This window comes from Propionimicrobium sp. BV2F7 (genome assembly GCF_000510445.1).
In the GTDB taxonomy this organism is placed as follows: domain Bacteria; phylum Actinomycetota; class Actinomycetes; order Propionibacteriales; family Propionibacteriaceae; genus Propionimicrobium; species Propionimicrobium lymphophilum.
In genome coordinates this window covers 526595-541194 of record NZ_AZIS01000003.1, presented here as the reverse complement: position 1 = coordinate 541194, position 14600 = coordinate 526595, and the positions used below count along the sequence as shown (strand labels likewise).

Genomic DNA, 14600 nt, shown 5'->3' with positions numbered 1-14600 from the left:
ATGATAGTTGGCAATGGGTCTAGGGTTTAATGCGTGAACAGTAAGCTTGTATTTCCGCGTTTCGGCCGCTCAGCCAAAGAATTTGCAGCAGATTTCGATCGGGCCATGGCCAACGAGCTATCAGCAATCGATGAGATAGTAGCTAACGATCGGCCCACCGTCGAGAATACGATCGTGGTTTGGGAAAAGGCCGCTGAGGAGTTGAGTGAGTTACTCGCCCTGTTTGAGACGGTCATGAGCTCCGACACCACGGACGAACTGGATGCCCTTAACGAAAAATATGCCCCGCTATTCGCGGCTCACTCCGATGAGATCTATCAAAACCGCGCTCTGTACGAGAAAATAGAGGCTCTTTCGAAGACCGATCTGGACGACCAAGACAGGCACTGGGTGGAATTAACCCTAAAAGACTTCCGTCGCTCCGGAGTGCAGCTTTCCGACGAGGAGCAACAGCGTCTGCGCGAACTGAACTCAAAACTGGCGGCGAACTATGCCAAGTGGGATCAGTTGGTGGTGGCTGGCAGGAATGAGTCCAGCATCGAGGTGGCTGGAAAGACCGTCGAGCTGATCAACACGACAGGTCAGCCGATTCTCGCCGAACTCTACGACCGTGAAGACCGCGAACACATCTTCAAGGCTTCAATCGCACGCGGTAAAACTGGTGGATCCGACGTTCGAGAACTGATCATCAAAACGGCCAAGCTGCGTCTGGAGAGAGCCAAACTGCTGGGATTCAGAAACCACGCCGAATACGTCGCCGACGAGGGCACGGCTGCCACGGTTGAAGCGTTGACCGAGGTCCTACAGGCGGTTCGCGATCAAGCGATACCGGCGGCAGAAAGAGATGCCAAGGTCTACCAAAATGAGTTCGAAAAGCTGTTTCCTGGCGAAAAATTCGAGGCGTGGGACTGGCAGTGGATGGCGGAAAAGCAGCGTCAGCACTACGCCGTATCTGACGAAATTCTGAAGCCGTACCTCGAATTCGAGCGCCTGCTTAACGACGGAATTTTCGCCCAGGCGAACGAACTCTACGGCCTAACCTTCAAACAGATAGAACAGGAGGGCTACGTCGAAGATGCCCGTGTCTACGAGGTCCACGATGAAGATGGGCTTCTAGGCGGGATAATTGTCGACCCATACGCCAGGCCAAGCAAACAGGGCGGGGCGTGGATGAACGACCTAGTCGTGAGAAGCGAACTCAGTGACAAGCTGCCAGTAGTCACGCTCAACTGCAACTACGTAAAGCCCGAACCTGGCAAACCAACATTGATGACCTGGGACGACGTGATCACCATCTTCCACGAGTTCGGCCACTGTCTAAACGGGCTCTTCTCTGAGGCACGATATCCCAGCCTCGCTGGAGCGAACGGGCCACGAGACTACGTGGAATTCCCCAGCCAGGTGAACGAGCACTGGGCATGGGAGCCAACGCTCATCGAAAGATACGCAAAACACTGGCAAAGTGGCGCTCAATTGCCACAAGAGCTGATCCAAAAGCTGATCGACGGCGCAAAATTCGATCAGGCTTATGCCGACACCGAGCTAGTAGCATCGATGCTTCTCGATCAGGCCTGGCACACCGCAGCGGCGGATGAACTGCCGAGCAACCCAGCCGAGGTGGACGCATTCGAGGCGAAAGCACTCAAAGCGGCGGGAGTGGATTTCCCACTCATTCCACCGCGATATCGCAGCTGCTACTTCAGTCACATTTGGGGCGGGGGATACGCCGCGGCCTACTACGGCTACCTGTGGTCGGAGCTGCTGGACGCAGACGCCTGCGCTTGGTTCGACGAAAACGGCGGATTGAGGCGCGAAAACGGCGAAAAGTTCCGCCGACAGATTCTGGCCATGGGAGATTCCATGCCGCTGATCGACAACTACGCAAAGTTCCGCGGCAAGCCCTACGACGTCAAATACCTGCTAGAACGTCACGACTCCTAGGAGTGCCTGGCAAGAAGCTGCGCAAGCGTCACGGCATCGCTATCTGTGAGGTCCGTGACCTGCTTGCGGCAGCTGAAGCCATCGCTTAGCACTACGGCACCCGGATGAGCCTTAATTGCCGGCAGTAGATCGTGCTCTGCAACCTTTACCGAAACCTCGTAGTGTCCCTTTTCGACGCCAAAATTGCCCGCTAGCCCGCAGCAGCCTGCAAGCTTCGTGACTTTTGCTCCGGTCCGTTCCAGGACCTTCGCGTCTGCCTGCCAACCCAGCACCGAACTGTGGTGGCAGTGGGGCTGTGCGATCACTTCGTGGCCCGAAAGGTCCGGCGCCTGCCAATCATCGGTGGCCACCAGTAATTCTGCCAACGTTGTGATGCTCGAAGCTACAGTGTCGACTCGGTTGTCGCTTGGAAGAAGCTCGGGCGCGTCGCTTCGCCAAACCGCCATGCAGCTAGGCTCCATGCCCACGATCGGAATATTTTTAGCCGCTATCGGCTCGAGAATATCCAGAGCATTGGTGAGCTGTTTCCTTGCCCCGTCTAGCTGGCCAGTAGTGATCCAGGTAAGTCCGCAGCAAGCTGGCTCTGTGATCACCTGCGGGTCGTAGCCCGCGTCGATCAAGACCAGCAGTAGGGCCGCCAGCTGATCGCCCGCGAAGGCGTCGGTGAAAGAATCGACCCAGATAGCAACCTTGCCGTGTGGCGCCGAAACATTCGCACAGGGACGGTTCTTTCTGGCGGCCTTCCCGCTTCGGAACCTTGGCAAGGGCCTGCGTTGATCTACGCCGGCAACCGCGCGAATCACATGCTTGAGGCCGGGGGTCTGCAGGAAAAAGTTTCCTAGCCAACCGATCCGCAGGCTGGTGACAAGACGTCCCCACCTGGGCAGCCAACCCAACGAATAATGGTTTATCGGCCTGATTCTGCCGCTGAAGGCCTCGTTCAAAACGTTCGACTTATACCAAGCCATATCTACGCCGGTCGGGCAATCGCGTCGACACCCCTTGCAAGCGAGGCAATATTCAAGCGCCTCACGAACCTCCGGCGAGCGCCAGCCCTCGCTGATCAAGTTGCCATTGATCATCTCTTGAAGAACACGTGATCTGCCCCTGGTCGAGTCTTTTTCGTCTCCAGTGGCCTGGAAACTGGGGCACATAACGCCGTCACCGGCAGTAGTATTCGCCAGACATTTTCCGACTCCAGTGCAACGATGTACATTTGCAGCGAATTGAGGATGCTTTACCTTAAGCGCCGACTTGCGGGACTGGAAAGCCCTGATGTCGTCGGATACGGAAACCGGATTCACCAAAATCCCAGGGTTGAGAAGATTCTTCGGGTCAAAGAAATTCTTGATTTGGCCGAAAAGCTCGATCGCCTTAGACGAGTAAGTTTTGGCTAGCAGCTCGCTGCGCGCCCGGCCGTCGCCGTGCTCGCCGCTGACCGAGCCGCCGTAACCTGCAACAAGTTCCGCCGCTGCCATTACGAAATTTTTATAACGCTGGGGCCCGTCGGCGTCCTCTAAAGGAAAGTCGATTCGACAGTGCACGCAACCGTCACCAAAGTGGCCGTAAGGCAGGCCGCGCAGGTCGAATTTGGCGAGAAGCTTTTCGAAGTCACGAAGGTAATCGCCGAGTTTGGCTGGCGGCACGGCGGAGTCTTCCCAGCCTGCGTATGCTGGGCGATCTAGAGCTACACCAGCAAGTCCTGCAGCATCCGACCTGATGCCCCAGAGCCTGGCTGCTGCGGAGGGATCTGCTACGACCCAACCTTCAGTGCAATTCGAGTCTTCAACCATCGAATGCGCTCTCGCAGAAATTTCTTCGGCGTCGTCGCCCACAAGCTCGATGAATATCCAGGCATCTCCACTGGGCAGTTCGGGCACGGCGTGCGGGCCAATGCGCTCGGCGACCAAATTGGAAAGTCTGCGGTCCATGCCTTCACAGGCAGTAGGGGAATACTTCAGCAGAATTGGCATATCGTCGGCTGCCTGCGGCATCGTCGGATAGCCAAGCGCAATAGTAGTCTTTAGGGGAGCATCCTTGACGAGCCTTACCTTCGCCTTGGTGACGACACCAAGCGTGCCCTCAGTGCCCGCAAAGAATCCGGCGATGTTGAAACCGTTCTCGGGCAACAGATGCTCGAGGCTGTAACCGGAAACCTGCCGGCTAAATGCCCCGAATTCGGTGCGGATGGTTCCAAGGTTGGAGTTGGCAAAATTGCGAAGCGGTTTGTCGCTCATGCCCTTTATGCCGTCTCGCGTGAGAGTAATCAGCTCTCCGGTACCTGTGAGCACTTCGAGTTCGACGACGTTGTCAGAAGTTCGACCGTAGCCCAGCGCACGCGGTCCGCAGGCGTTGTTCCCGATCATGCCGCCGATTGTGCATCGATTTGCAGTCGAAGGATCCGGGCCGAACCTCAATCCGTAAGGCTTTGCTGCCTCCTGCAACGCAGACTGAACAACCCCAGGCTCTATGGTTGCCGTCTGCTCTTGCGGGTTTATTTCAATGATTTTGTTCAGATGCTTGCGCATATCTATTACAAGACCACTGCCGACGGCGTTACCCGCGCAAGAAGTGCCAGCGCCACGAGCAGTGATAGGCAGCTTTTCCTTCAGCGCGGCTCGAACCAGGTCAATGAGCTCGGACCTGGTTTTCGGGGTAGCCACCACCTTCGGAACAACCCTATAAATAGACGAGTCGGACGAATAGATCGCCTTTGTCAGGGAGGATTCATCTAGGCAGGTGAAATTACCCAACAGCGGTTGGCTTGGGGCTTTCTTTGTGGCAAACATCGCCTCCAGTCTGCCACTAAGCGAGCCGAATGTAGCGCTGTGCCCACTTGTCGACGAAACCAACCAAACATCTATTCGGAAAATTGGGCGTTTAGATAGCACTTGCTTTGGTGTTATCTCCTAATGTGGAAGAGTACTTTTGCTATCTGAAACGGAAAGAATCTAAATGAGCAGCGACGTTTCGCAAGCAGTCAAATACTTAGACAGCAAGGCAGCACCCAGCTATCCGGCGATGTTTCGCAGACGGGTTATCGAATGCCCAGACCGTATTGCCTACTATGTTCCGCCGAAAGTCGACGGCGAGCCATGGCAGGAGATCACCTGGTTCCAAGCACAAAAACAAGTGGACAGGTTATCGGCTGGTCTAATCAGTCTTGGCATCCGCAAGGAGGAGCGGGTCGCCATCATCAGTTCCACACGCATTGAATGGGTGTTCGCCGATTTAGCGATTGCCTGCGCGGGGGCAGCGACCACCACGGTTTACCCAAATACGCACAACGACGAGGAAGTCCACATTCTGACTGACTCGACAACGAAGATTGCGATCGTCGAGAATTCCGCGCAGCTGGAAAAGATAACCAAGCACGAGAACCTCGTCGATCAGATCGAGCATATTGTCTTGATAGACGACGACCGCCAAGACAAGTCCGAAGACTTCGTTCTGACCTGGCAGCAGCTTTTGGACGCTGGCGACCAGCTGCTGAAGGAAGACCCAAGTTGCGTCGATCGCGCGATCGAAATGATCAAACCTTCGGATCTGTCCACGCTGATCTACACCTCGGGAACCACGGGCACCCCCAAGGGCGTGGAGCTGGTCAACAGGAACTGGACCCACGAAGGTGAAGCGCTGCAGCACATGGTTAGCCACCTGGTAACCCACGAAGACAATCTCTACCTTTGGCTGCCGCTATCCCATGTTTTCGGCCGCGACCTGATCGCGTTGCACATCGCCGTCGGAATGCGCTGCTCGGTGGATGGGCGTGTAGACCACATCATGTCCGGAATGCAGCAGGTTCACCCCACGATCATGGTAGGCGTGCCGAGGATTTTTGAGAAGATTCGTTCCGCCGTCATCACGATTTATCCGGCTAAATCTCTCAAGGGGCATATCTCCCGGTGGGCTTTTGCTACCGGCAGGGACGCTTTGAAGATCAGGATGGCTGGCAAGAAGCTCTCCTTGTGGATGAGATTTAAATATTCGCTGGCTGACAAGCTCGTCTTTTCGAAGCTTCGCGAGAAAATGGGCGGAAAGATGCGGTTCATGATTTCTGGTTCCGCGAAGCTTTCCCGACAGGTTCAGGAATGGTTCTACTGGGCTGGCTTACCCCTAATCGAAGGCTACGGGGCAACCGAAACTTCGGCTGTTGCGTTCTTGAATCTTCCAGATGAACCCGTGCTGGGCAGCATAGGCAAGGCAGTTCCTGGTTTGGATGTGAAGTTTGGCGAGGAGAACGAGATACTGCTGCGCGGCCCGATAATCGCTCGTGGCTACCACAACATGCCAGAGGAGACTGCGGAGGTCTTTAAAGATGGCTGGTACCACACCGGGGATATTGGCCGCATGGACGAGGATGGCAACATGTTCATCACCGATCGCAAGAAGGACCTGTTCAAGACTTCGAATGGCAAATTCGCTGCCCCGCAGAAGATCGAGAACGCGATCATGGCCAACACTCCCTACGTCAACCAGGCGATCGCCATCGGCGAGGGAAGAAAGTTCTGCTCGGCAATCGTGACGCTTGATCGGCCTGCGCTCGAGCTCTGGGCGAAGAGGCGTGGACACGAAAACCTGTCGTATGCGGAACTGACCCAGCTTCCCGAGATAAAGAAGTCGATAGACCGGTTTATTCGAAAGGCGAACTCTTATCTCGAGAACTGGGAGCAGGTTAAGCGCTACACGATCCTGGATCACGAGCTGACCCAAGAAAATGGCGATCTGACACCTAGCCTGAAGGTGCGTCGAAACAAGGTTTACGAAAAGTACGCCGACCAGATCGACGCCATGTACGAAGAAGCCTCCAGATCGGACCTGACGGTTTAAGGCGCATTCTGTGGGTAAGGACAATTGGTTTCCCGCGAAAATCCAGCTTCGCTACACCGATATTGACGCGCAAGGGCACGTGAATAACGTCTCTGTTGTCGAGCTCATGCAGCAAGCGAGGACTCAGATTTTGGAATCAGGGTCTGATCAGCAGAGCCTCTTGGGCTCCGGTGTTGTGGTCACTTCGCATGAGATCACCTACCATGCGCCAATTTTCTATTCGCCAAATTATTTAGACGTCAAGGTCGGTGTTTCAAAGGTCGGTGGAGCTAAGTTCGAGATGGCGTATCGGATAACCCAAAACGGGCGACTGTGCGTCAGTGCGACAACTTCGCTTTGCCCCTTCGACTTCGACGCGCAGTATCCGCGCAGGCTCAATGATTCCGAAAGAGCTTTCTTCAACCAATGGCGGGTTGAGCGCGAGCCAGCTGAAGCTCTCCCGATCCCCGACCTTAATGGGGGAGGGCACAAGACCGCTGCGCAACCGCGGTGGTCCGATATTGACGGTTACGGCCACGTGAACAACGTGGTGCAACTGAACTATCTGATGCTCGGAAGAATCGACACCACAGTAAGCGCTGATCCCTCGACCGCTCGGGCAGGAATCAACGTCGAGGGCCAAGAAGGAGGCCTGAGCTGGGTGATTGCTCGCCAGGATGTCCAATACATCCATCAGGTTGCTTATAGGCCCGAACCTTACGAGGTGCGCACCGCCGTGACGAAAGTGGGGAACAAGTCCCTGACGTTGGCTGCAGAGCTTTGCAGCCCAGAGGATGTAAACCCATTGACCAGGGGACAAGTGGTTCTGGTGGCGGTGGACCCGAAGACTGGTAAATCTATTAATCTGCCAGAGACCACCCGGGAAGCGATGAATGAACTTCTCGTTTAGAGACATCTAAAAAACTGCGGGAGTGCTTGGACGATTATTCTCCAGGCACTCCCGCAGTTTTAGTTCAGTTGATTAATCCTCGGAAACCTTTTCTTCCGTGCGGTCTCCGCTCCAGTCCAGGTGGTAGTGGCCCGGGGCGTCCACACGCTCGTAAGTGTGCGAGCCGAAGAAGTCACGCAGGCCCTGAGTTACAGCCGCATTTACCCTGGGCGCGCGAGCCATGTCGTAGTAGGCCAGCGAGCTAGAGAACACGGGTGCTGCGACTCCCGAACTGGCAGCGATAGCAACTACCTCACGCCAAGAGTTCTGGTACTCGTCCAGTTTTGGCGCGATTGAGGGAGCACACATAAGCGAAACAAGTTCGGGGTCTGCGCTGTATTCCTGCGAGATGTTTTCGAGCAGTTTCGCGCGGATGATGCAGCCGTCTCGCCAGATCTTCGCGCAATCGGCAACCGAAATGTTCCAACCAAATTCGATGCCGCCCGTACGAATCTCGTCGAAACCCTGGGAGTAGGCCACAACCTTCGATGCCCAGAGCGCCTGTCGCACCTGCTCAACGAAAGCATCTACATCTTCGACCTGTACCTTGCGATCGGGGCCCTTCAACGACGCCTGAGCAACCTTGCGGAGATCGTCGTGGCTGCTAGTGGCGCGAGCGAAAACAGACTCTGCAATTCCGTTGACCGGAACGCCTAGTTCGAGAGCGGTGACGACAGTCCAAGTTCCGGTGCCCTTCATGCCCGCCCGGTCCTTGATCACATCAACCAGCGGCTTGCCGGTCTGGGGGTCCTTCTGGTGAAGAACTTCGGCGGTGATCTCCACTAGATAGCTGCTCAGCTCACCTTCGTTCCATTCGGCGAAGATGTCAGCGATCTTATCGGTGCTAAGGCCAGCGCCCTTAAGCAGCTCGTATGCCTCACCGATGACTTGCATGTCGGAATATTCGATTCCGTTGTGAATCATCTTGACGAAGTGGCCGGCACCGTTCGGGCCGATCCATGTGCAGCAAGGCTCGTCACCGACGTGTGCGGAAATATCTTCGAGCATCGGGCCCAAGGTCTTGTAGCTTTCGGGTGTGCCGCCAGGCATTATCGACGGGCCAGTAAGAGCTCCGTATTCGCCGCCAGAAATGCCGGTGCCGACGAAGTGGAAGCCCTTTTCAGAAACTTCCTTCTCCCGACGAATGGTGTCACGGAAGTGGGAGTTCCCACCGTCCATGATGATGTCGCCCTCATCAAGGTATTGCATCAGTTGTTCGATGGTGGCGTCTGTAGCCTTGCCGGCTTTGACCATAAGAATGATTGAACGCGGACGCTCGATTGAGTTAACAAACTCTTGGACAGTTTCTGCTGGAATGAAATTGCCCTCGTGACCGTGCTCGGCGAAGACCTTTCGGGTCTTTTCGGGGGACCGGTTAAACAGCGCCACCGTGTAGCCCTTGTGTGCAAGGTTACGAGCCAGGTTGGAACCCATGACGGCCATTCCGATGACGCCGATATTGGCCTTTCCCTGCCCCTGTGCTGCTTGCATCGACATGTTTCTCCTTAAAAACTTCTGGCGCGGTCTGCTTCCGCTGCTTTGGCTCAACGCTATATCCAGAAATGTTTAGCCTGCGGATATTTGTCGTTTGTTTCCTAGCTAAAGTAAATAAAAGATTGCCACTGTGGCAACAAGACTTGATAATCATGAGATGCTCGAACTGTTCATTATCTAGGGGTATGATGAGAAAATGACGCAACGAAGGTCAGAGGATGACAAGCCGGCAACGATATACGACGTTGCTGAAGCTGCGGGTGTGAGCCCTTCCACGGTGTCAAGAGCCTTTTCTCGCCCCGGGCGTGTGAGCAGTAAGACGGCCGCAAAGATTCACCAGGTAGCTGCAGAAATCGGTTATCGGACCGAGCAGGTTACCCGCACAGTTCCTAGTTCCAAAACCAAGCTTATCGGTGTTGCAGTGACAGACGTTACGAACCCGTTTTTCTTCAGCATCATTCGTGGAGCCGAGCATGTAGCTAACAAACGCGGATACTCGATCCTTTTGGTGGACACCGAAGAGTCCTCAGACCTGGAACGTCAACTTCACGAGCGCACTTCTCCTGTCCTCGACGGTCTGATCATCGCGACCTCGAGGGTTTCCGACACTGCGCTTCGCAGCGTCGCAAAAGAAGTGCAGACTGTCGTTTTGAACCGAATGGTGGCTGGCCTACCGTGTGTCATCACGGATAATGCGCGGGGAATGCGCAGGGCTCTTGAGCACCTGGCAGAAATGGGCCACCGCAGGGTTTGCTACGTGGCAGGGCCCTCCGCTTCCTGGGCGGACGGAGCGCGCTGGCGGGCGTTCCGCGAGGGTTGTTTTGAGCTGGAACTGATTGATCACAAGATCGGTCCCGTAGCGCCGACAGTAAGGGGCGGCTACAGCGTATTCAAGCGGGTCATGGAACAGCGCGTTAGCGCGGCTATCTGCTACAACGACATGATCGGGATCGGCCTGAGCCGTGCCGCAAAGGATGCTGGGTTCGTTGTTCCTGGTGATCTGTCTGTCATTGGTTTCGATAATACTTTCGCCTCCGATCTTGTCACCCCTGGCCTGACCACGGTCGCGGCTCCGCTAGCGCAGCTAGGTGAGGGCGCAACCAAGATCGCTTTGGCTTTGATCAACAAGGAACCTGCCAGGCTGCCACCGAGCAACTCGGTCGTGCTCCCAATGAAGCTGATTGTTCGCGAGTCGACTGGCCCGATTCGGCGCACTCGAATCGATACCCGTAACGCAAGGCTCAGGTAGGCCCAGCAATAACTGGCAACATGGCCCAGCTGAACTAAAAACCAATCAGAATTGGGTACATGCCAAAACTGACACTGAATGAAGATCGCCTATTTCCGGCAGAGTCAACTCAACGAGAGATAGCCCGCCGGATCTATTCGACAACAAAAGACCTGCCCATCATTTCTCCACACGGGCATGTGCCGCCGAGTTGGTTCAGCGAGAATACTTCATTCGGAAATCCTGCCCAGCTTTTGCTGACCCCAGACCACTACATCAATCGAATCATGCACGCTAACGGCGTCGAATTGTCGCAGCTGGGTGTCGGCCGCGAGGAGATGTCTGAGGAAGATAATCGCAACGCCTGGCGGACATTCTGCGCACATTGGAGCGATTACAACGGCACAGCGATGCGTTACTGGATGACGGACCAGCTGGTAGGCATTTTTGGTGTTACCGAGCGTCCCAGCCCCGAAACGGCGGACGTAATATACGACCAAATCCAGGGCTGGATCGACGACGAAGCGCATCGCCCACGCGAGCTGATGGACAAATTCAACATCGAATTCATTGCAACAACCGATGACCCTTGTGACGACCTGGCCGATCACCAGGCGATCCACGCTAACCAGGAGTTCAGCTCCAAACATCGTGTCGTTCCAACCTTCCGTCCCGATAAATATCTTGAGCCTGGGCGAGCAGATTGGAATGAGCTGGTAAACAATCTCGGAGAAGTTTCTGAGGTTAGCGTCGACACCCTTTCCGGATTCACTGAAGCGATGGAGAACCGTCGGGCGTATTTCAAAGAAAACGGCGCGATCAGCACGGATCACTCACACGCTGACCTGCAAACCAACGTCGTCGATAGGGCGACGGCGGAAAATCTGTATCAGTTGGCCCGAACCTCGTTAATTAGTCCTGCTCAGGCGACAGAACTAAGGCGTTTTCTGCTGGTAGACCAGATCCGGATGGCCAGTGAAGACGGCCTAACGATGACATTGCATCCGGCGGTGGTCAGGAACCACGACCCACACGCATTCGCTGAATACGGGGCTGACGTTGGCGGCGATATCCCCTACGCTCTCGAGGTGACTCGCTCTATGCAGCCAGCCCTCGCCAAGTTCGGTAACCACCCGAACCTAAAGTTGGTGCTGTTCACGCTGGATGAGGACGTGTTTAGCCGCGAAATTGCGCCTCTTGCTGGCTACTACAGGTCGCTCTACATAGGCGTTCCTTGGTGGTTCATTGACGCTCCGGAATCCATTCTCAGATACAAGCAGTCCGTTACGGAAATGGCCGGTTTCAGCCGCACGTCCGGCATGATCGACGACACCAGAGCATTCTGTTCCATTCCCGCTAGACACGACATGTCTCGTCGCCTTGATGCGGTTCACCTGGCGTCGCTTGTGGCTACTCATCGCCTCGATGAAGACGAAGCAATCGAGCAGGCAAGGCGCCTGGTCGTAGATCAACCAAAGAAGGTGTTCAATCTGTGAGCAAGTTAAACCGTAAAGAGCACGGCCGCCCGGCGGCCCCGACCCGAATCATTCACCTAGGAATCGGTAACTTCACTCGCGCTCATCAGGCCTGGTATACCGAACACGCTGAGGACGCCGACGAGTGGGGCATAGCCGGGTTCGCTGGACGGACTACGCTGGAGCCGCGCGAATCTCCCAGAGACGACGCACTGGATGCTCAAGAAGGTCTTTACCAGTTGTGCATCCAGAACCCTGATGGGGACAAGGTTGAGGTGATGAGTTCGGTATCTCACACCTATCGTTCGCACGAGCATGAGGCGTGGACCAAGCTATTCGCTGATCCCAAGGTGGCGATCGTGACTTCGACTATCACCGAAGCCGGTTACTGCCGCGACAACGAAGGTAACCTCGACCTCAACGACGAATTGGTAAAGAAGGACATCGAGCTATTGAAGAGTGGGGATCTGGAATCTCCGGTCTTCACCGGGCCAGGAAAGTTCATTCGAGGGCTGCTGGCTCGCCGCAACGCAGATGCTGGTCCTATCACTTTCGTTCCTTGCGACAACATTCCTGAAAACGGCGAAATGGCCGAGCGCATCATTCGTCAGGCTGCCGAGCAGGTAGACCCATTGTTGCTCGAGTGGATCGATCAGAACGTGGGATTCGTCACCACCATGGTTGATAGGATCACGCCCCGAGCAACTGATGAAGATCGCGACCGTGTAGCCGAAGAAACTGGTATCCGAGACGAAGGCCTTGTGGTCACTGAACCGTTCGCAGAGTGGGTGCTGGCCGGAGAGTTTAAGGCAGGTCGTCCCAAGTGGGAGACGATGGGCGCTAAGTTCGTCGATGACGTTGTTCCTCACGAAATGCGCAAGTTGTTCCTGCTAAACGGTTCGCACTCGCTAATGGCGTATGCGGCTTCTATTCTTGGCCACGAAACCGTTTACGACGCAATCTGCGACGAGCGTGTTCGAGGCTGGGTAGAGGAGTGGTGGGATAACGCCGCAACGCAGCTACCGCTTCCGCAGAAAGAGATTCAGGACTACCGCAACGCCCTCATCGAAAGGTACAAGAACCCCCGCATCAAGCATCTGCTAGCCCAGATTGCCAATGACGGCACGCAGAAGTTGCCTATCCGGATCGTCCCGACGATTCAGGGACTCATTAAGGACGGAACCGTGGCCACAGGTGCGACTCGTGCGGTTGCAGCATGGGTGCTGCACCTGCGCGGAATTGGTGCTCCGATCGGAGACGCCGGCGCCGATGAGTTGAAGCCCTTAGTGTCGGGAGAGCTCGATGAGGCGGTCGAGAATGTCTGCAAGTGGCTGAAGATCGACGACGAAAGGATCGTTGACGCAGTTCTCGAGCAGGCCGAAGAACTCGAATCTTTAAAGGCCTAGAAAAGTAAATAATGCGGTGGCTAAAAGCCACCGCATTATTTGTGTCTAAGAGAACTATCCGACGGGAACAGCAGTTTTCTCGCGAAGTACATTCAGTGCGGCGCGTTCGATCTGGCGTACGCGTTCCGCGGTGATGCCCCAGACCTGACCGATATCGGAGAGTTTGGCCTGGCGGCCATCCAACAGTCCGTAGCGCCTACGAACGACGTCTGCGGAACGCTCATCCAGGTTCTCCAGCAGATGGTCAAGGCGATCGCGGTCCTCCTGGCTGAGCACAACTTCGTCAGGACCGGGGGAGGTCTCCCTGGCAATCAAGTCGCCCAAAGAGGTGTCGCCCTCTTCCTCGACCGGAGCGTCCAGGCTGACGTGCTCGCGGGAGTAACGAATGAGGTCGATAACTCGACCCTCCTCGAGATTCAGTTCTTCTGCGATCTCTGAGATCTCTGGTTCGCGTCCCAACTCGCGCTCCAAGTTGCGACGCACCGCAGCAATCTGGTTAACCTGCTCAGCCACATGAACCGGAAGGCGCACGACACGTCCCTGCTGGGCGATGCCGCGGCTAATTGCCTGCCTGATCCACCAGGTCGCATAAGTGGAGAATTTGAAACCTTTCGCGTAGTCGAACTTCTCGACGGCGCGGATCAAGCCGGTGTTGCCTTCCTGAACTAAGTCTAGGAGCGGCATCTGCGAACGTCCGTAACGGCGAGCAACGGAAACCACGAGCCTAAGGTTTGCTCTGGTGAAGTGCTGCATGGCGGTTTGTCCGTCCTGAGCAACCTCTAACAGCTCTTCCTGTGTGGCTTTGACGCTTGTCTCAGCGGTGCCATCGAGAATTTTGCGGGCGAACAAGCCAGCTTCAATGCGGCGCGCCAGCGAGACCTCTTCTTCGGCTGTAAGGAGAGGAGTCTTGGCGATGGCTTCCAAGTAAAGGCCAACGGAGTCTTTGCCATCGATGCCTTCTGTGTTGCGTGCACGGGCTCTGGAACTCATGGACGTGCCTCCTAATATCGAAATGAATATCTATCTAAAGCCAAACTGCTTACAGCTTTTAGGTTCAGTAGCTGCAACGCGAAAAGTTCTGGATTTGTTTCTCACTTTGGCAACAATCAGACCTCTGGCGTATCAGTGTGCGTGTTTTATGTCACAGGTATAGTTATAATTTTCTAAAAATCTGCCTCTAGTCGCAGTCTTCGGCTCGTTTGGGGGCTAGAAATTTGGTACCAGGTGCCACAATAGATAGATGTGGTAGGTCTCTAGCCTGCCCGAATGTTTTTCGCCGGATATTGTAACAGATTTGG

Annotated in this window: 9 protein-coding genes; 6 read left to right on the top strand and 3 right to left on the bottom strand. The window is 55.3% G+C overall.

Translation table 11 applies throughout. From position 1 onward, the window contains the following. Positions 1-33 precede the first annotated feature (33 nt). Positions 34-1941: a M3 family metallopeptidase gene (locus HMPREF1255_RS03410; RefSeq protein WP_024110515.1), complete on the top strand. Its 1908-nt coding sequence runs from the start codon at positions 34-36 to the stop codon at positions 1939-1941. Here HMPREF1255_RS03410 and HMPREF1255_RS03405 read toward each other — a convergent pair. Continuing rightward, positions 1938-4730, bottom strand: a complete 2793-nt coding sequence (locus HMPREF1255_RS03405) for an FAD-binding and (Fe-S)-binding domain-containing protein (RefSeq protein ID WP_024110914.1) — start codon at positions 4728-4730, stop codon at positions 1938-1940. The two genes, HMPREF1255_RS03410 and HMPREF1255_RS03405, sit on opposite strands and share 4 nt — an antisense overlap. Positions 4731-4896: 166 nt before the next feature. Between HMPREF1255_RS03405 and HMPREF1255_RS03400 the strand changes: the two genes are divergently transcribed. Next, on the top strand, positions 4897-6771 hold the full coding sequence (locus HMPREF1255_RS03400; RefSeq protein WP_024110590.1) for a long-chain fatty acid--CoA ligase: 1875 nt from the start codon (positions 4897-4899) through the stop codon (positions 6769-6771). 10 nt (positions 6772-6781) lie between these two features. Further along, entirely contained in the window at positions 6782-7660 is an 879-nt protein-coding gene (locus tag HMPREF1255_RS03395) for a thioesterase family protein (protein ID WP_024110649.1), read from the top strand. Positions 7661-7732: 72 nt separating this feature from the next. Here the strand turns inward: HMPREF1255_RS03395 and gndA are convergent, their stop codons facing one another. Further along, entirely contained in the window at positions 7733-9196 is a 1464-nt protein-coding gene (gndA, locus tag HMPREF1255_RS03390) for an NADP-dependent phosphogluconate dehydrogenase (RefSeq protein WP_051394975.1), read from the bottom strand. A 193-nt stretch (positions 9197-9389) separates the two neighbouring features. Between gndA and HMPREF1255_RS03385 the strand changes: the two genes are divergently transcribed. The 3 genes from HMPREF1255_RS03385 to HMPREF1255_RS03375 are packed head-to-tail and all read left to right on the top strand — an operon-like array spanning position 9390 to position 13302. Then, positions 9390-10442 carry a LacI family DNA-binding transcriptional regulator gene (locus tag HMPREF1255_RS03385; RefSeq protein WP_016455823.1) on the top strand — a complete coding sequence of 351 codons (1053 nt, stop codon included), beginning with the start codon at positions 9390-9392 and terminating at the stop codon, positions 10440-10442. A gap of 59 nt (positions 10443-10501) precedes the next feature. Continuing rightward, positions 10502-11917: a glucuronate isomerase gene (gene uxaC / locus HMPREF1255_RS03380; protein ID WP_024110848.1), complete on the top strand. Its 1416-nt coding sequence runs from the start codon at positions 10502-10504 to the stop codon at positions 11915-11917. Continuing rightward, complete coding sequence (locus HMPREF1255_RS03375; RefSeq protein WP_024110907.1) at positions 11914-13302, top strand: mannitol dehydrogenase family protein; 1389 nt, start codon at positions 11914-11916, stop codon at positions 13300-13302. Before uxaC ends, HMPREF1255_RS03375 begins: the two co-directional genes overlap by 4 nt. A gap of 54 nt (positions 13303-13356) precedes the next feature. Here HMPREF1255_RS03375 and HMPREF1255_RS03370 read toward each other — a convergent pair whose 3' ends face one another. Beyond that, on the bottom strand, positions 13357-14292 hold the full coding sequence (locus HMPREF1255_RS03370; protein ID WP_016455826.1) for an RNA polymerase sigma factor RpoD/SigA: 936 nt from the start codon (positions 14290-14292) through the stop codon (positions 13357-13359). Positions 14293-14600: the final 308 nt, after the last annotated feature.